Annotated in this window: 16 protein-coding genes; 6 read left to right on the forward strand and 10 right to left on the reverse strand. The window is 65.7% G+C overall.

Features of this window, described 5'->3' with window-relative positions; genetic code table 11:
- Positions 1 to 192: 192 nt before the first annotated feature.
- The 4 genes from CIT39_RS08625 (at position 193) to CIT39_RS08640 (ending at position 4,260) form a co-directional block, all read left to right on the forward strand.
- Entirely contained in the window at positions 193 to 867 is a 675-nt protein-coding gene (locus CIT39_RS08625) for a dienelactone hydrolase family protein (protein ID WP_094975724.1), read from the forward strand.
- Positions 868 to 910: 43 nt separating this feature from the next.
- Entirely contained in the window at positions 911 to 1,138 is a 228-nt protein-coding gene (locus tag CIT39_RS08630; RefSeq protein ID WP_094975723.1) for a hypothetical protein, read from the forward strand.
- A 407-nt stretch (positions 1,139 to 1,545) separates the two neighbouring features.
- Entirely contained in the window at positions 1,546 to 3,711 is a 2,166-nt protein-coding gene (locus CIT39_RS08635) for an anthranilate synthase component I (RefSeq protein ID WP_094975722.1), read from the forward strand.
- A gap of 9 nt (positions 3,712 to 3,720) precedes the next feature.
- Positions 3,721 to 4,260: an adenine phosphoribosyltransferase gene (locus tag CIT39_RS08640; RefSeq protein ID WP_094975721.1), complete on the forward strand. Its 540-nt coding sequence runs from the start codon at positions 3,721 to 3,723 to the stop codon at positions 4,258 to 4,260.
- 3 nt (positions 4,261 to 4,263) lie between these two features.
- Here CIT39_RS08640 and CIT39_RS08645 read toward each other — a convergent pair whose 3' ends face one another.
- From CIT39_RS08645 to CIT39_RS08685, 9 genes are all read right to left on the reverse strand, one after another.
- The gene (locus CIT39_RS08645) at positions 4,264 to 4,596 is read right to left on the reverse strand and encodes a GIY-YIG nuclease family protein (RefSeq protein ID WP_094975720.1); all 333 of its coding nucleotides are present in this window, start codon (positions 4,594 to 4,596) and stop codon (positions 4,264 to 4,266) included.
- Positions 4,597 to 4,683: 87 nt separating this feature from the next.
- Complete coding sequence (locus tag CIT39_RS08650; protein WP_094975719.1) at positions 4,684 to 5,352, reverse strand: P-loop NTPase family protein; 669 nt, start codon at positions 5,350 to 5,352, stop codon at positions 4,684 to 4,686.
- A 62-nt stretch (positions 5,353 to 5,414) separates the two neighbouring features.
- Positions 5,415 to 6,167: a P-loop NTPase family protein gene (locus CIT39_RS08655; protein WP_094892673.1), complete on the reverse strand. Its 753-nt coding sequence runs from the start codon at positions 6,165 to 6,167 to the stop codon at positions 5,415 to 5,417.
- A 195-nt stretch (positions 6,168 to 6,362) separates the two neighbouring features.
- On the reverse strand, positions 6,363 to 7,577 hold the full coding sequence (locus CIT39_RS08660) for a M48 family metallopeptidase (protein WP_094975718.1): 1,215 nt from the start codon (positions 7,575 to 7,577) through the stop codon (positions 6,363 to 6,365).
- A 35-nt stretch (positions 7,578 to 7,612) separates the two neighbouring features.
- Entirely contained in the window at positions 7,613 to 8,173 is a 561-nt protein-coding gene (locus CIT39_RS08665; protein ID WP_094975717.1) for a LemA family protein, read from the reverse strand.
- Positions 8,174 to 8,312: 139 nt separating this feature from the next.
- Positions 8,313 to 9,290: a small ribosomal subunit Rsm22 family protein gene (locus CIT39_RS08670; RefSeq protein ID WP_094975716.1), complete on the reverse strand. Its 978-nt coding sequence runs from the start codon at positions 9,288 to 9,290 to the stop codon at positions 8,313 to 8,315.
- Positions 9,291 to 9,322: 32 nt separating this feature from the next.
- The gene (gene smc, locus CIT39_RS08675; RefSeq protein WP_094975715.1) at positions 9,323 to 12,787 is read right to left on the reverse strand and encodes a chromosome segregation protein SMC; all 3,465 of its coding nucleotides are present in this window, start codon (positions 12,785 to 12,787) and stop codon (positions 9,323 to 9,325) included.
- Positions 12,788 to 13,004: 217 nt separating this feature from the next.
- Positions 13,005 to 13,661 carry a DsbA family protein gene (locus CIT39_RS08680; protein WP_094975714.1) on the reverse strand — a complete coding sequence of 219 codons (657 nt, stop codon included), beginning with the start codon at positions 13,659 to 13,661 and terminating at the stop codon, positions 13,005 to 13,007.
- Between the two features lie 139 nt (positions 13,662 to 13,800).
- Positions 13,801 to 14,292, reverse strand: a complete 492-nt coding sequence (locus CIT39_RS08685) for a DUF721 domain-containing protein (protein WP_094975713.1) — start codon at positions 14,290 to 14,292, stop codon at positions 13,801 to 13,803.
- Between the two features lie 161 nt (positions 14,293 to 14,453).
- On the opposite strand from CIT39_RS08685, the gene mutY reads away from it, so the two are divergent.
- A complete protein-coding gene (gene mutY / locus CIT39_RS08690; protein WP_162308416.1) occupies positions 14,454 to 15,551 on the forward strand; it encodes an A/G-specific adenine glycosylase in 1,098 nt (365 codons plus the stop codon).
- 5 nt (positions 15,552 to 15,556) lie between these two features.
- Here the strand turns inward: mutY and CIT39_RS08695 are convergent, their stop codons facing one another.
- Positions 15,557 to 17,305, reverse strand: a complete 1,749-nt coding sequence (locus CIT39_RS08695; RefSeq protein WP_094975711.1) for a sensor domain-containing diguanylate cyclase — start codon at positions 17,303 to 17,305, stop codon at positions 15,557 to 15,559.
- Positions 17,306 to 17,541: 236 nt separating this feature from the next.
- On the opposite strand from CIT39_RS08695, the gene CIT39_RS08700 reads away from it, so the two are divergent.
- A complete protein-coding gene (locus CIT39_RS08700) occupies positions 17,542 to 17,961 on the forward strand; it encodes a PaaI family thioesterase (protein ID WP_094975710.1) in 420 nt (139 codons plus the stop codon).
- Positions 17,962 to 18,037: the final 76 nt, after the last annotated feature.

Genomic DNA, 18,037 nt, shown 5'->3' on the forward strand with positions numbered 1-18,037 from the left:
TGTCGCCGTCATTCCGGGGCGATGCGCAGCATCGGGCCCGGGATCCATTCATCGACCGACTCTGCCGCCCCGATGGATTCCGGTTTCGCGCTATCGCGCGCCCCCGGAATGACGAGAGTGTGGATTGCGCCGCGTGCCCGCACCGGCGAAGATACCGCCAACCTCATTCCCAGAAACTCATCGGAGGACACCATGGGAACCGCCATCACCTTCAAGCGCCCGGACGGCAAGGACGCCTCGGGCTATCTCGCCAATGCCGCGCGCGGCAACGCGCCGGGCGTGGTCGTGATTCAGGAATGGTGGGGCCTGTCGGACCAGATCAAGGGCCTGTGCGACCGCTTCGCGCTGGCCGGTTTCGACGCGCTGGCACCCGATCTCTACAAGGGCAAGGTGGTGCCGTATCACGACACGGACACCGCCAACAAGGAGATGAACTCGCTCGACTTCATGGACGCCACCACGCAGACCGTGCGCGGCGCCGCGCAATATCTGTCGCGCAACGGTGCCAAGGTCGGGTTGACCGGCTTCTGCCTCGGCGGCGCCGTCACCATCATCGGCTCGGTGCATGTGCCGGAGCTCGCAGCCGGCGTCGTATTCTACGGCATCCCGCCTGAGCAGGCGGCCAAGCCGGCCGACGTCAAGATCCCGCTTCAGGCACATTTCGCCAACAAGGACGATTGGTGCACACCGGAGCTGGTCAACGGCTTCGAGAAGGCCATGAAGGCCGCCGGCAAGTCGCTGGAGCTGTTCCGCTATGACGCCGAGCACGCCTTCGTCAACGAGCAGCGCCAGGCCGTGCACGACCGCGAAGCCGCCGAGCTCGCCTGGGGCCGGGCGACGGAGTTTTTCCGGAAGCATCTGGGTTGAGGGATAGGTCGTTTTCGGCCCGTAACTGGTATATGTTCCTCCCATGACCAAGGTCTTGGAAGATGTGATCGAGAAGGTGAGAAGGCTGCCGGAAGATCGGCAGGCCTACGTCGCCGAGGTGCTTGAGCAGATCGTCGCCGAAGACGGCGATCTGTTTGTTGTGCCTGACGAACATCGTTCATCTGTGCTTGAGGGACTTGAGCAGGCCGAACGGGGCGAGTTCGCGACCGGTCAGGAAATGGCCGCGCTCTGGAATAAGTGTGGCCTGTGAAGCTCCGGCGCTTGGCGTGCCCACACTGATATCGAGGGACTTCACGAATATATCGCGCAGCAGGACAAGCGTGCTGCCAGCGTTGTCGTGCGACGTACGTCATGGAAGGCGCGATGTGCCGAAGCCGGACGAACTGGCCTGATCCGAAACTCGGTCTCGCTGCCGGCTCGCCCTTTGTACGGGCAGTCGAGGCCGCCCGCCCACCCTTGACGCCGTCCCTGCGCCATGGTGAGTATCCCCGCCATGAGCACCGCAGCCCGCCCATCCCGTCTTTGGTGGCGCACCTCCTAACGAGGTGGCCGGTGCGATTTTCCTTTCCCAAATCGTCTGAGGTCGCCTGCACAGCGCGGCGGCCTTCTCGTTTGTCCTGTGTGGCGTTTCCTCGGCAAGTTTCGTAAGAGGACGACATGAACAGGACCGTCTTTGCCCTCCCGGCCAGAAGCGACTATGTGACCCGCGCGGGTCTGGCGATCGCGCGCGTGGCGGAGCAGTTTACCGGCGGCGCCAACAGGCTCGACGACCTCATCAATCTGCTCGACCGCCGCCGCGGCGTGGTGCTGTCCTCGGGCACGACTGTGCCCGGCCGCTACGAGAGCTTTGACCTCGGCTTCTCCGATCCGCCGCTCAAGCTCGAGACCACTGGCGTCAATTTCAGGCTGGAAGCGCTGAACGCGCGCGGGCACGTGCTGATCGCCTTCCTGGCCGATGTGCTGCGTGAGCCCTGCGTCGTCATCTCCGAGAAGACCGCGACGCGCCTTGCCGGCCATATCATCCGCGGCGATGCGCCGGTCGATGAGGACCAGCGCACGCGGCGCGCCAGCGTGATGTCGCTGGTGCGCGATCTCGTCGCCGCCTTCTCCGCCAATGACGACGGGCTGCTCGGCCTGTTCGGCGCCTTCGCCTACGACCTCGTGTTCCAGATCGAGGACCTGGTGCAGAAGCGAGCGCGCGAGCAGGACCAGCGCGACATCGTGCTCTACGTGCCCGATCGCCTGCTGGCTTATGACCGCGCCACCGGCCGAGGCGTCGTGCTGAGTTACGACTTCACCTGGAAGGGTAAATCCACCGCAGGCCTGCCCCGCGAGACCGCCGAGAGTCCCTATTCGAAGACGCCGCGACAGGGTTTTGCCGATCACGCGCCGGGCGAATATCAGGCCACGGTCGAGACCGCGCGCGCGGCCTTCGCCCGCGGCGATTTGTTCGAGGCGGTACCAGGCCAGCTGTTTGCCGAGCCCTGCGACCGCTCACCGGCCGAAGTCTTCCAGCGCCTCTGCGTCATCAACCCCTCGCCATACGGCGCGCTGATGAATCTCGGCGAGGGCGAGTTTCTCGTCTCCGCCTCGCCGGAAATGTTCGTGCGCTCGGACGGGCGCCGCGTCGAGACCTGCCCGATCTCGGGCACGATCGCGCGCGGCACGGATGCGATCGGCGACGCCGAGCAGATCCGCCAGCTCCTGAACTCGGAGAAGGACGAGTTCGAGCTCAACATGTGCACCGACGTCGATCGCAACGACAAGGCGCGCGTCTGCGTGCCAGGCACGATCAAGGTGCTGGCGCGCCGGCAGATCGAGACCTACTCGAAGCTGTTCCACACCGTCGACCATGTCGAAGGCATGCTGCGCCCCGGCTTCGACGCGCTCGATGCCTTCCTCACCCATGCCTGGGCCGTCACCGTGACAGGCGCGCCAAAACTGTGGGCGATGCAGTTCGTCGAGGATCACGAGCGCTCGCCGCGGCGCTGGTATGCCGGCGCGATCGGCGCGGTGAATTTCGACGGCAGCATCAACACCGGCCTGACCATCCGCACCATCCGCATGAAGGACGGTCTGGCCGAGGTTCGCGTCGGCGCCACCTGCCTATTCGATTCCGATCCGGCCGCCGAAGACCGCGAGTGTCAGGTCAAGGCTGCCGCGCTGTTCCAGGCGCTGCGCGGTGATCCGCCGAAGCCGCTGTCGACCTTTGCGCCGGATGCAACCGGTTCGGGCAAGCAGGTGCTGCTGATCGATCACGACGACAGCTTCGTGCACATGCTCGCCGATTATTTCCGCCAAGTCGGCGCCGACGTCACCGTGGTCCGCCATGTCCACGCGCTCGACATGCTCAAGCAGAAGAGCTGGGACTTGTTGGTGCTGTCGCCCGGTCCCGGCAGGCCTGAGGATTTCGGGATCAAGAAGACCATCGATGCGGCGCTGGAGAAGAAGCTGCCGGTGTTCGGCGTCTGCCTCGGCGTGCAGGCGATCGGCGAATATTTCGGCGGCGAACTCGGCCAGCTCACCCATCCGGCCCATGGCCGGCCCTCGCGGGTGCAGGTGCGCGGCGGGCGGCTGATGCGCAATCTGCCGAACGAGATCGTCATCGGCCGCTATCACTCGCTCTATGTCGAGCGCGACAGCATGCCGGAGGTTCTGTCCGTCACCGCCAGCACCGAGGACGGCGTCGCCATGGCGCTGGAGCACAAGACGCTGCCGGTCGCCGGCGTGCAATTCCACCCGGAATCGCTGATGTCGCTGGGCAACGAGGTGGGCTTGAAGATTGTCGAGAATGCGTTCCGGCTGGATGCGCGCGTTGATTGAGAGGCACCAATGACCTTTGACCACGATATTAAGGCAAGCGTCCGCACCATCCCCGACTATCCCAAGCCGGGGATCATGTTCCGCGACATCACGACCCTGCTTGCGGACGCGCGCGCCTTCCGCCGCGCGGTCGATGAGCTGGTCAATCCCTGGGCCGGCAACAAGATCGACAAGGTCGCCGGCATGGAAGCGCGCGGCTTCATCATCGGCGGCGCGGTGGCGCACCAGCTTTCGGCCGGCTTTGTGCCGATCCGCAAGAAGGGCAAGCTGCCGCACACCACCGTGCGCATCGCCTACTCACTCGAATACGGCATCGACGAGATGGAGATGCATGTCGACGCCATCTCGCCCGGCGAGCGCGTCATCCTGGTCGACGACCTCATCGCCACCGGCGGCACGGCGGAAGGCGCGGTGAAGCTGCTACGCCAGATCGGCGCTAACGTGGTCGCCGCCTGCTTCATCATCGACCTGCCCGACCTCGGCGGCGCCGCCAAGCTCCGTGCCATGGACGTGCCGGTGCGCACGCTGATGACGTTTGAAGGGCACTGAGAGTCAGATCGCCTCGGCCCTCAGCTCCGCCAGCCAATGCAGCATGCGCTCCTTCAGGAGCGCGTTCCGGACGTAGCTGCTCTCCTCATCCTCGAGACGCTCGCATTCGCCGAAGGTCAGGCCGGCCTCGCCATGCGCATTCCAGGCAGCCTGGAGGCTGCGGCAGGTGTGGCTGCCCTGGCGTAGCGAGAACCAGATGCGGTTCTGGATCGTCTCCAGGTTCGGAGCCTGTCCGACCCAGGCCTCGCCCGACGCCGCACAGCGGACGACGTAGATGCCAGCGATGGTCTTTCGCTCCTTGTAGGCGGCGATCGCTGCTTTCCGGTCGATGCTCACGGTGACGGTCCTTGCTGCGGGGGATACCGATGCCCGCCTCAATAAGCCCGCGCCAACCCGCAGTCAATAATATCCGGGTAAAATTATCTAAGATCGCTGCAGGATCAGGCTGAGCTCGAGCTCGCGGAAGGCAAAGTAATTCCGCCGGGTCCATTGGTGCAGCTCGGTCGAGGCGTCCTTCTCCTGACGCAGATAGCCGGTGAAGGAGAAGTTCAGCCGGTCGACATAGGTCTTGAGGAAGCCGGGCAACGCGGGCAGACGGAACAGGCGGCCGCCGGCCATCGCGGCCGGCAGCTCGCCCCGAATGACGTATTCGTTGTCCACCGTGATCAGATTCATCCGCGGGATCCGCTCGCGCAGCATCTCGTGAGCGCGGGCCGAGGCGCGGTCGGTGTCGGCGACGAACAGGATCTGTGGTGCGACATGGCGGCGGGCGGCCTCCTTCAGCAGGCCGATCTCGTCGGCCATCTTGAAGAACTCGTCGAAGGCGTGGAAGCCGAGATCGATCACCTTGGCCATGCCGTCGTCGACGATGACGCGGTCCATCAGCTGCATCTTGCCGTAGGTGTCGATCACGTCGGCGGTCTCCGTGATCTTCGGCAGGTAGTCCAGCAGCGACGGTTCCTTCAGATTGACGTCGAAGGCCGCGACGTTGCCGTTCTTGAGCAGCAGAAATTCGGCGAGCAGCCGCGCCAGCAGCGTCTTGCCGACCTGCGGGCGGGGCGAGCAGATGATGTAGACGGGCGTTGCGGGCATCGGCAGCTACTATCCGAGCGAACTCACCGCCCAATCCAGCCGTATCGGCGCGTCGCCCGCAACTATTTTTCGCTGTTGCGGGTGGCGGGCTTCGAGCCGACGATATCGGTCAGGCGGATCCGGTCGAACTCGCTCCAGACGTTCGCCAGCCAGTGCCGGACATAGCCGCGCAGCACGAACGAATAATTCGCGGCCTCGTCGTTGATGCCCTTGTTGGCAACGAACTTCAGGAACGGGACGGACGAGACTTCGACCTGTTCATAGGCCATTTCGTTGAGCTTTGGGATGGTCAGCTCGGTCGCGTCCTTGATGCGGTTGAAATACGATTGGTAGGTCGCCTGGTCCCACTGGAAGAACTGGGTGTCGTTGATGAAGTTCTTCACCAGGAAATATTTCGCGCCGCCCATGAAGCCCGCGGTCTCCGCGATCTCGTCCAGTGAGGCGATCGAGGGGCCGAGGATGTGGAACACGGCGAAGGTGATCTGGCCGGCCTTGGCGGCGTCCAGGAAGCCGATGTCGCGGAGCGAGGCCAGCGCCGGCGAGAGCAGGCCGGCGCGGACGTCGATCACTGTGACCGATGGGCTTGTCGCGTTGAGCGTGTCGAAGATCTTCATCTGATCGGCCGTCGTCGTCATGTCGACGATCTCGGTGATGTCGGGGTGGAAGCGCTTGAGCGTTCCGCGCGGCGACTCCGTGTCGAACGCGCGCGTCGGCACGTTGTTGGCGGAAAAATAATCGAGCAGGGTGCGCGATACCGTGGTCTTGCCGACCCCGCCCTTGTCCGCGCCCACCACAACCACTGCCGGCTTTGCCATTGCTGTCCCCTAACGCGCCCTCCGATCGCGAGGTCGCAATCGGCCGGGCCCCAAATCGATGTCCCGAGTCTGCTGTTGGGCGCGAACATGGCAGAAACAAGGGAGAATTCAATTCCTCGGCATGCCGATAAGGCAATTCCCGAATTTTTTCCCAGCCCTCGTAAAACCCGGCACGCGCGGCGGTAAATCACGCACTCAATGGCGTCCCCAGGGACCCATCGGATTGATTGGGCTTCCCGCTGCGGTTCCGGCGGGGCCGGGTGCGGGCACGGGTGGCGGACTGGCCGAGCTACCGGCGTCGTTCCACGGTCCCTTCGCCACCGGCGGCGGCGCGTCGGGCTGGTCGGTTTGCGCCTCCGGCTCGCCAGTCTCGTCCTCGGGCGGCGGCAGCGGGCCGGGATCGTGGCCGCCGGCAAACTTGACCAGCGCGTCGACCCGGGATTGCACGGACGGGTGGGTCGCGAACAGATCGGCAAAGCCCTCGCGAGGATTGTCGACGCAGAGCTCCATCACGGCCGAGGTCGCGCCGGGCAGCTCGCCGCGGTTCTCGATCTTGCGCAGCGCCGAGATCATCGCATCGGGATCTTTCGTCAGCTCGACGGAGCCTGCGTCGGCGAGAAATTCGCGCGACCGCGACAGCGCCAGCTTGACCACCTGCGACAGCAGCCAGGCCACCACGATCAGCACGACCGCGATGATGATCACGATCACGGCGCCGCCGCCGGAATTCTTGCTGTCGCTTGACGACGAGGACGACGGCGACGACGAGGAGGAGCCAGAGGACCATGAGCCGCCGGAACTCCAGCTGAAATTCGTGAACAGGCGGAAGAACAACTCGCCGAAGAAGCCGACCACGCCGGCGATGATGACGGCGACGACCATGAGCTGCACGTCGCCGTTCTTGATGTGGGTCAGCTCGTGGCCCAGCACCGCCTCGATCTCCTTGTCATCAAGCGCGCTGAGGAGGCCGGTGGTAACGGTGATGGAATATTGCCTGGGATTGAGGCCGGTCGCGAATGCGTTCAGCGCCGGGCTCTCCATGATCTTCAGCTTCGGCATGGTGATGCCGCGCGAGATGCAGAGGTTTTCCAGCAGATTGTAGAGCCGCGGCTCCTCCTGCCTCGTGACGTCGTGGCCGCCGGTCACCGCGTCGATCATCGACTGGTGGAAGAAATAGGCGATCACGACCCAAACCGCCGCCACGATCGTCGCAACCGGTGCGGCCACGATCAGATCGTCGAGGGCGCGCCTCAGATAATAGACGACGGTCTCATTGCCGTTGATGACGACTTCTGCGACCAGCGCGCCGGCATAGACCAGCACGTAGACCAGCGCGAACAGGCCGGCGAGCAGCAGCATCGAACGAAACTTGTTCGAGGCGATGTGCGTGTAGAGTCCATACGCGGCCATGACGCGGGGTGCCCTGCCGGCCTATCGGCTCAACTTCAGAATTTCACCTGCGGCGCGGCCTCGACTTCGGTGCGGCTGGCGCCGAGATCGAAGAAGTCCTTCTTTGTGAAGCCGAACATGCCGGCGAACAGCGCGGCGGGCATCTGCTGGATGCCGGTGTTGTATTCCTGGACGGCGTTGTTGAAGAAGCGGCGGCTGGCCGCGATCTTGTTCTCGAGGTCGGAGAGTTCGGATGCGAGCTGCTGGAAATTGGCGTTGGCCTTGAGGTCGGGATATGCCTCCGACAGCGCGATCAGCCGGCCGAGCGCGCCGGAGAGCTGGTTCTCGGCTGCGGACACCTGCGCCGGGCCCTGCGCCGACATCGCCGAATTGCGCGCCTTGATGACGTCGTCGAGCGTGCCGCGCTCATGCGAGGCGTAGCCCTTCACGGTCTCGACCAGGTTCGGGATCAGGTCGTGGCGCTGCTTGAGCTGCACGTCGATATCGGCAAAGGCCTGGCCGACCCGCTGGCTCAGCGCCACCAGGCGGTTGTAGGCGCTGAACGCCAGGAACACGAGAACGACGACGACGCCGAGAACGATCCAGCCGGTCGACATGGAAAACTCCTGATGGGGGAAGAAGACGGGCCCTAGCCTAGACCAAATTGGCGCGAAGCGAGAGCCCCGGCGCAAAGGAGAGGTAAGACTTGGTCGAACGAGGAACCATCCGAGTTCAAGGCAAAAGCAGCGGACGAAGTTAACTTTCGGACAGAACAGCGTCGCCCCAGCGCCAGCGCCTTGCCTCCGCATAAGCGGCCTTGTCGCGGCGAGGCAACCTCGTGATGGCGACGCCGTCCTCGGTGCAGAGCTTGGCCGTGATCTCGGCCTTGCCGACATCGGGCGGTGCCAGCACCCGCGCGGCCCGGGTTGTCGGCGGCGTGCGGGTCAAGGCGACGTAGATGAAGCGCTCGTCCTCGAACGGCACGTCGGCGCCCTTGATCTGGCGATGGGCCTGCGAGCGCGGCAGGCGCTGGCTGAAATGACACCAGTCGGGCGCGGTGAGCGGGCAGGGCTTTTCGTGCGGGCAGGGCGCGGCGACAAAGGCACCCAGCGCGATCAGTTGCTGGCGCAGCGCGAGGATGCGCGCATAGCCGGCGGGCGTGCCCGGCTCGATCACGACCAGCGCATGGCGCGCCTTGGCCCACATGGCGTCCGCGAGCTTGCGCTGATCGGCCTCGCCGAGCTCGCCGATGATGTAGCTCGCAACGACGAGATCGGCCGCCGCGATCTCGGTGAGGTTGCCGCCGGCATCGCCGGGCAGATACCGGCACTCCGCCAGCCGCGAGCTGTCGCGAGCGAGTTCAAGCGCGAGCCGGCTCAGCGTGGCGTTGGCATCAAGTAGTGTAAAATCCTGCAGCGATGGAAACGCCTCGGCGGCGGCCCAACTCGCGGTGCCCGGGCCCGCGCCGACGTCGAGCAGCGTTTTCGGGACAAGATCAGGCGCGATCTCGGTCAGCGCATTGAGGCTTGCAGCAACGGCCGCGTAGGTCGCCGGCATCCGCGCCAGCGCATAGGCGAGCGCATCGGCGTCCGACTTGATCGTGCCGGAGCCGCCGCCGGCGCGATAGGTTGTCGAGATCCTCTCGGATCGCTGTGCCGCGTCGGTGCGGGAAAAACCCTGCAGCTTGCCGTCGAGGGCTGCCTTCAGTTCAGGTGGGAGCGTGGGCGAGATCATCTTCGCCCACCGTCATTTCGGAGCCAGAGACGTCACGCCACGTTCTGGTCGAGAATGTCCACAGCCTCGGACAGGCTGACCGACACCAGTTGCGACACGCCGCGCTCGGCCATGGTGACGCCGAACAGCCGGTTCATCCGCGCCATCGTGATCGGATTGTGCGTGATGATGATGAAGCGCGTGTCGGTCGAGCTGGTCATCTCGTGCAGCAGGTTGCAGTACCGTTCGACGTTGTGGTCGTCGAGCGGCGCATCGACTTCGTCCAGCACGCAGATCGGTGAGGGGTTGGTGAGGAACACCGCGAAGATCAGCGCCATCGCGGTCAGCGCCTGCTCGCCGCCCGAGAGCAGCGACAGCGTCTGCGGCTTCTTGCCCGGCGGTTTCGCGATGATTTCGAGGCCGGCTTCGAGCGGGTCGTCGCTCTCGATCAGGTGCAGCGCGGCTTCGCCGCCGCCGAACAGCTCGACGAACAGGCGCTTGAAGTGGTTGTTGACGACCTCGAACGAGGTCAGGAGCCGCTCGCGCGCCTCCTTGTTGAGGCTCTGGATGCCCTGGCGCAGCCGCTTGATGGCCTCGACCAGGTCGTCGCGCTCGGTGACCAGACCGTTATGCTGGGTCTCGACCTCGCGCAGCTCTTCCTCAGCGCGCAGATTGACTGCGCCGAGGCGCTCGCGGTCGCGGCGCATCTTTTCGAGGTCTTCCTCGATGTCGTGCAGCGGCGGCAGCTCCGTGCCGGGCTCGATCTCGGCCAGACCTGCAACGGCCTGCGGCTCGACTTCGAGCATGTCGCGGATCTCGCGCTCGATGTCCTCGAGCCGGCGCCGCGCGCCCTCCATGCGTTCCTCGGCGCGGGCGGTGGCCTCGCGCGAGCTGGAGAGCGCCTCCAAGGTCAATTTGGCGACGCGATCGGTCTCGGCCATCGCGCTCTCCGCGGTGGCAAGCGCGTCGGCGGCCATGCGGCGGTCGTTCTCGGCGTATTCGATCTCGGTGATCAGTGCGCTGCGCTTTTCGGCGAACACGACGGGTGCGTTTTCGAGCTCGCTGCGCTCGATCGTGAGCTCGGCAATGCGGGCCTGGATAGTGTCGATGTGGGAGGCCGCGCTCTCCTTGCGGTTCTGCCACTCCGTGCGTTCGGCCAGGATCGCCTGGACGCGGCGGTCGGCAAGCTCGGCCTCACGGGCCAGCGCCTGCGCCTCGGCGCGGACCTGGGCCGCCATGCGGCGATGGCCTTCGATGTCACTGCGGACCGCGGCGAGGCGGGTTTCGGTGTCCTCGCTCGACGGCAGCTCGGAGATGCCGGCTTCAGCATATTCGTAGGCGGCCTCGGCCTCGGCGCGGTCGGCGGCGAGACGGCTGTGCGCTTCCGACAGCGTCGCCTTGCGCGCGGCATGACGGCTGATCTCGCGCTCGGCGGTGGCGTGGCGCTCGCGCGCGACATTGAGCTCGCGCTGCGCGGCGCGCCAGGCTTCACGGCTGGCGCCTTCGGTGCTGGCCGCCATCTGCAGCTCGGACTCGGCGTTCTCCAGCGCCTGACGCTTGATCTGCGCGTCGATGCGGGCCTGCTCCAGCTCGTTCTCGATGTCGACGAGACGGGCGCGCTCGGCGAGGCGCCGCGCGGCGCCGGTCGGGGCATGGGCTGCGGCAACGAAGCCGTCCCAGCGCCAGACGTCGCCTTCGGGCGAGACCAGCCGCTGGCCGGTCCTGAGTTGCGACACCAGCTCGGCGCCGCGCTCGCGCGGCACCACGCCGATCTGGGCCAGACGGCGCGTCAGCTCGGCCGGCGCCTGCACGTGATTGGCGAGCGGCACGGCGCCTTCGGGCAGCTCCGGATCGCCGTCGGTGTGTCCGACGTTGGTCCAGCGCATCGGCGCCGACGGGTCGATTGGCGCATCGAGATCGTCACCGAGCGCGGCGCCGATCGCCTTCTCGAAACCCTTGTCGACGGTGATGCCGTCGATGATCGGCGGCCACAGATTCTTGGTCTCTCCGTTGAGGATCTTGGAGATCGTGCGCGCCTCGGTTTCGAGCCGCTGCGCGCGCTTGTCGGCTTCGACCAGCGGCGAGCGCGAGGATTCCAGCGTCTGGCGCGCCGCGACGTGCGCGGCTTCGCTCGCCTGCGCTGCGGCTTCGGAAGCCGCGAGCGTCTCTTCCGCGGTTTCGACCAGAGCGGTCAGCTCGTCGAGGTCGCCGAAGCCGCCGGTCTCGGCGGCGAGCTTCTGCTCTTCGGCCGCAACGTTCGCGATCTCCTGGTCGAGCCGGGCCAGCTTGTCGCGGTGGGTACGGACGTTGGCCTCGAGCTGGTTGCGCTTGGCGGTGAGGTCGGCGAGCGCTGTGGTGAGTTCGGCGAATTGCTGCTCGGTTTCGGTCAGCACCGCCTCGGCTTCGCCGACGCGCTCGTCGACGCCGGAGCGCTTCTCGACGCGCGACTTGATCTCTTCCTTCAGCTCGGAATCTTCGGTGTCGAGCCGCTGCAGCGCGACGTCGGCGTCCATGGTCTGTTGCTGAGCACGGGAAATGTCGCCTTCGAACTGGGCGAGGCGGCGCTCGAGCTCCGCGACGCGCTCCTTGGCGCGCTCCTCCTCGCGGTCGAGCAGCTCGCGGGCATTGGTGAGACGCTGCAAGCCTGCAGCGGCGCGCGCCTCGGCATCGCGCAGCGCCGGCATTTCGGCGGCGCGAATGGCCTGGATGCGGGCGGCTTCGGCCTGGTGCTGGGTGCGCTCGGCCATCTCGCGCACCGCGAGATCGTGGGTCTGGCCGGATTCGTTGACGTCGGCATGGGCGCCGATCCAGCGCAGATGAAACAGCGTGGCTTCGGCCTTGCGGACCTTGGCCGCGACTTCGCGGTAGCGCACGGCCTGGCGAGCCTGCTTCTTCAGGCCTTCCATTTGTCCTGCGAGCTGGCCGATCACGTCCTCGACGCGGGTGAGGTTGGTTTCAGCCGCCTTCAGCCGCAACTCGGCCTCGTGGCGACGGGCATGCAGACCGGCGACGCCTGCGGCGTCTTCCAGCACGCGGCGGCGCTGCTCGGGCTTGGCCTGGATGATTTCGCCGATCTTGCCCTGATGGACCAGGGCGGGCGAACGCGCGCCGGTGGCGGCGTCGGCGAACAGGATCTGCACGTCGCGGGCGCGCACGTCGCGGCCGTTGATGCGATAGACCGAGCCGGCCTCGCGCTCGATGCGGCGGGAGATTTCGAGCAGCTGGCTGTCGTTCATCGCCGCCGGCGCGGTGCGATCGGAATTGTCGATCGTCATCGTCACTTCGGCGTGGTTGCGGGCCGGACGGTTGCCGGAGCCGGCGAAGATCACTGCATCCATGTCGGCGGCACGCAGCGACTTGTAGGAGGTCTCGCCCATCGCCCAGCGCAGCGCTTCGACGAGATTCGACTTGCCGCAGCCGTTGGGTCCGACCACGCCGGTCAGTCCGGGCTCGATGACGAAGTCGGTGGCCTCAACGAAGGACTTGAAGCCGTGAAGGCGCAGGCGGGTGATTTTCATAAGCACGCATCTCTGTTGGCAGGCGCGAATCCCCCTGCCGGGACACTACCATGGAAGGCAATGTCGCTATCCGGGCGAGTCGCGCGAGGCGCCTCATGCGGCTGGACAATGGCCGCGGTGCGCCGCGAGGGCAACCGGCGAAAGCCGCTTTTCCCAAGGGATTTATGCCGGGAAAGATACGGCTTTCGAGATGCGAATCAGGATCTTGACGAGCGAATCAGCTCTTCAGCAGCGGATTGATCTTCTTGGCGAACTCCTCGAACGAGGTCTCGCCCTTGATCTTCTCGCCGTTGATGAAGAAGGTCGGCGTCGAATCCACCTTCAGAACGTCGCTGGCATATTTCTGGTCGGCGGCGATCTTGTCGAGCAGCGCCTGATCCTTCAGGCAGGCCTCGACCTGCTGCTGGGTGAGGCCGGCCTGCTTGCCGATCCGCGTCAGGGTCTCGGTGGTGTTCTTCACCACCCAGTCGTTCTGCTGGCGGAACAGCATGTCGGTGACGGCGAAGTATTTCGCCGCGTCGTCCTTGGCGATGCAGCGCGACAGCATCGAGCCGGCGGCGGCTTTGATGTCGAGCGGGAACTCGCGGAAGATGTAACGCACCTTGCCGGTGTCGATGTATTCCTTCTTGATCTTCGGGAACACCTGCTCGTTGAAGGCGGCGCAGTGCGGGCAGGTCATCGAGGCGTATTCGGTGATGGTGACGGCGGCGTCGTTGGGGCCGAGCGCCATGTCGGGCAGCGACACCGGCTTGGCGACGTCGGCGGCCGATTGCGCCATGGCTTCGGATATGAATTGCAGCGGCGAGAGCCCGGCGAGCGCGGCAAGCCCTGTCAGCGACAGCATCGTGGTGAAGGCGCGGCGGGTGATGATCACGGTCGGCTCCCGAATTGGCAAAAATGTCGCCCCAGGGGTCTATCAAGTTCCCGCCCGGGCGGCCTGTCGCTAGCTTGAAACGTAGCTTGAGGCAATGGCGAGCGGTGGAGACGGGTCCAGATTGACCGCGAAATAAGGCTCAATTTCGCTTGATGGCGGCCCCCAGCCGCGCCAGCGCCGTCTTCAGTTGTTCATCTTCGATGTCGCCCAGACTCTCCGCCACTTTGGCCACTGCTTTGGCGTCGGGCGGGGCGGGCCGCTTCCGGGCCTGGGGCCGCGACAGCGGCGCCTGGCGGAAGGCGAGCTTGCCGACCGCGCTCCAGCCGAAGAAACGGTTGACCCGCTCCAGGATGATGTCGGCGGAATGCTGGATTTCCAGCGCCATCGGCCCCTCCACCCGCAGCACCAGGGTCGCCGGCTCCTGCGGCTGGCCCTCCACCGGGCGCGGCCATTGCATCTTCAGGGGCTCGGCATGGGCCGCGATCTCGGGACCTGCAATCTGCGCCCACCGCGTCACCAGCTCGCGCGCCGCAAAGCCCTGCTTGGCATAGGCCTCGGCAAAGACGTCGTTGAGCAGGATGCCGAGCGGCTTGGCGCTGATGGGGCCGGGTTTGGGCGGGAATTTGGACATGGGGGCTTATAGCACTCTCTCGCGCGACCGGCAGGCTCGTCGTGGTCAAGGCGGGGCTTGTCCCGGCCATCGACGTTCTTCCTGCGAAGAAAGACGTGGATGCCCTCGACGAGCGCGGGCATGACGTGGAGAGATCGACGGGAGGTCGTTACAGTAGGAACATGAGCCCGAAATCTGCGCGTAAGGCCAAGTCGGAACCAGTTCAGTCGGCAGGTTTGGCTCGCCCCACCTTGCTGCTCCAATGGTACGACCGCCACCGGCGCCGTCTGCCGTGGCGGGCGGCGCCCGGCGAGACGTCGGATCCCTACCGCGTCTGGCTCTCGGAGATCATGCTGCAGCAGACCACGGTGAAGGCGGTCGGGCCGTATTTCGAAAAATTCGTCGCGCGCTGGCCGGATGTCACCGCGCTCGGGCGGGCCTCGCAGGACGACGTGCTGCGGATGTGGGCCGGGCTCGGCTATTATTCGCGCGCGCGTAACCTGTACGCCTGCGCGGTCGCGGTGACGCGCGAGCATGGCGGCAGCTTTCCCGACACCGAGGAGGGGCTGCGTGCGCTGCCGGGCATCGGGCCGTACACGGCGGCGGCCATTGCCGCCATCGCCTTCGATCGCCACACCATGCCGGTCGACGGCAATATCGAGCGCGTGGTGTCGCGGCTCTTTGCGGTTGAAGATGAACTCCCGCAGGCGAAACCTCTGATCCAGCGACTGGCGGCGACGCTGCTTGCAAACTCCCGCGCCGGCGACAGCGCGCAGGCGCTGATGGATTTGGGCGCCTCGATCTGCACGCCGAAAAAGCCGGCTTGCTCGTTATGTCCGCTGAACGAGGATTGCACGGCGCGCCTCCAGAGCACGCAGGAGACCTTTCCGCGCAAGGCGCCGAAGAAGAGTGGAACGTTGCGGCGCGGAGCGGCCTTCGTCGTCACGCGCGGTGAGGAGCTGCTGGTCCGCAGCCGGCCCGAAAAGGGCCTGCTCGGCGGCATGACCGAAGTGCCCGGCTCGGACTGGCTGGCCGGACAGGACGACGCGGCGGCGAAGCTGCAGGCGCCAGCCCTGAAGGGGCTTTCGCGCTGGCAGCGCAAGATCGGCCTCGTCACCCACGTCTTCACACATTTTCCACTGGAGCTGGTGGTCTACACGGCGAGGGCCGCAGCCCGCACCCGCGCGCCCGAGGGCATGCGCTGGGTGCCGGTCGCCACCCTTGCGGACGAGGCGCTGCCCAATGTCATGCGCAAGGTGATTGCGCACGCGCTGGATTAGGACTGTCAGGCGGCGCGCGCGGCGCGCTCGTCCTCGGCCGGCATCAGGAAGGTGCGGTTGCGTCCGGTTTTCTTGGCGACGTAGAGGCCCTGATCGGCACGCTCGATCACGTCCTGTACGTCGCGGTCGCTTTCGTCGAACATCGCCAGCCCGACGGACACGGTGATGGGGATGACGACATCGCCATGCCGCACCGTCGCGCTCTCGATCGACGCTCTGATGCGGTCGGCGAGCAGCACGGCGGTTTGCTGGTCGATCTCGCGCAGCAGCACCACGAACTCTTCACCGCCGAAGCGGGCTGCCTTGTCGGTGGTCCGGATCGACTGACCGATGATGTCGGCGATGCTCTTGATGGCATCGTCGCCCGCGGCGTGGCCGTGGGTGTCGTTAATCTTCTTGAAATGGTCGATGTCGATCATCAGCGTCGCCATCTGGCGCTTGTAGCGGCGGCAGAACGCGACAGCGTCGTCGGCGACGCTCAGGAAGGACCGGCGGTTCATCAGGCCGGTCATGAAATCGGTCTCGGCGAGCTGGCGCAACCTCAGCATGTCCTCCTGGAACTGCATCGCGTTCTCGGTCGCGCGCAATTCGGCTTCCTTGGTACGCTCCTCGGCAAGGCCGATCCGGCGGAGCAGCGAGCGCAGCGCGCGTGAGAGCTGGACAACTTCGGCGGAGCCGCTCTGCCGCGCCAGCATGGTCGGGCCGTGCGCGCGTCCGATGCGGTCGGCTTCCCGCGTGAAGGCGATGATCGGCGAGGCGATCCGGCGCGAGACCAGCATGGCGAGCGACAGTGCAATCAGTGCGGTGGCGGCGCCGATTGCCAAGATCGTCTGGGCCGAGGACATCGCCGCCGCCAGCGCCACACTCGCCGGCTGGCTCGCGGTGACGATCCAGTTCAGGCCCTGATAATCGCGATGACCCCTGCCGACGTGGAACGCCGTCAGCATCTGCTGTCCGTCATCCGCTTCCCTGAAGGTACCGATGCCGGCTTTCACGATGGCGGCAAGTTCGTCGCCGCCATAACGGATAGTCTCTTTCTGCGGACCAAGCAGCACCATTCCGCCCTTGCTGAGGATAGACAGCCGAGTGTCGGTGTTGCCGTCATTGGCTTCGACATCCTTGATCAGATTGCTGGCCCAGTTCCAGTCCAGATGCCCGCCGAGCACGCCGAGCAGCTTGCCGCCAGCATCGTGCACGGGGACGGCGATGTCGACGAAGCGGTAAGGCTCGTTGTTGGCGCGCTGCGTCAGCAGCGAGGACAGCAGGACTGCCTCATGCACGTCCCCGACGGCAAGCCTGTCTAGACCCTGCTTGAACCACGGGCGCGCGCCCACCGACTTGCCTTGGAGGAGACCGCCGGTGGAGGCGACGACGTTGCCCTGGACGTCGGCAAAGCCGATCCAGGCGAATTCGGAAAACGATCGCTGGACGTCCTCGAGCGAGCTGCGCAATGCGGCGGGGTCACCCTGCCACTGCGCTTGCATGGGCTGGAGTTCCGCGAACAGCTTCATCTCCTGCTGGCGGGTCGCCATGAATCGGTCGAGCCGGCCGGAGGCGCTGGATGCGATTCCAGCGAGGCTGCTCTCGATCAGAGCCGAGGTGTTCCTGTAGCTGATAAAAGCCGCGCCAACTGCGAGGACGCCGACGAGCACGATGGACATCGCGGCCACCGCCGCCGCGATCTGCGTGCGTACCGTCAGATGGTCTTCGATCGCGTGCAAACGGTCGACAGCTTGCCGTAACAGGGTTTTCATGGAAGGGCTCCGGTGTCACGGTCGCTTCTCCCATGTGGTACCTGCGAACCGATTACCGGCGGTATTTTCGATTCGATCGTATTGAATCGCTGGTGAAACGGTTTGGTTGAAGTGGCCTTAAATTGCGCTGGGGCGGCTTGGGCCCGCGGAGTTCCCGCGGGGTAGGTTCCGCTGCTGTGCTGACACTATGCTGGCAGCAGGTCTGCGCTAGGTCGGCAACAACGGAGGAGTTTTGCATGATCAAGACCGCGCTCGACAATTTTCCAAAGCCGCCCTGTGCCGAATTGCTGGGATGGCGCCTGCTCGATGCCCGCCCCGAGGAGGGCTGGATCAAGCTCGGCTTCGAGGGCAAGCCGGAGTTCTGCAATCCGGCCGGCTTCATCCAGGGCGGCATGCTCTCGGCCATGCTCGACGACACCATGGGCCCGGCGGTGCTGGTGATGAGCGAGGGCCGGCTCTACACCACGACGATCAGCATGACCGTGAATTTCCTTAGCCCCGCGAAACCCGGTCCGATTGTCGGCGAGGCCAGGGTGACACAGCTCGGCAGGACGATTGCCTTCGTCGAGGCGAAGCTGATGGCCGAAGACGGCACGGTGCTGGCAACGGCAAGCGCGAGCGAGCGATTGCTGGAGGCGGCGAGGGTGGTGAAGTGATTTCGTCGCTCGCGGCACACTCTACCGTCCTTCTCCTCTTGTGGAAGAAGGTGGCGCGCCGCGCCGGATGAAGGTT

The organism is Bradyrhizobium symbiodeficiens, from assembly GCF_002266465.3.
GTDB lineage: Bacteria > Pseudomonadota > Alphaproteobacteria > Rhizobiales > Xanthobacteraceae > Bradyrhizobium > Bradyrhizobium symbiodeficiens.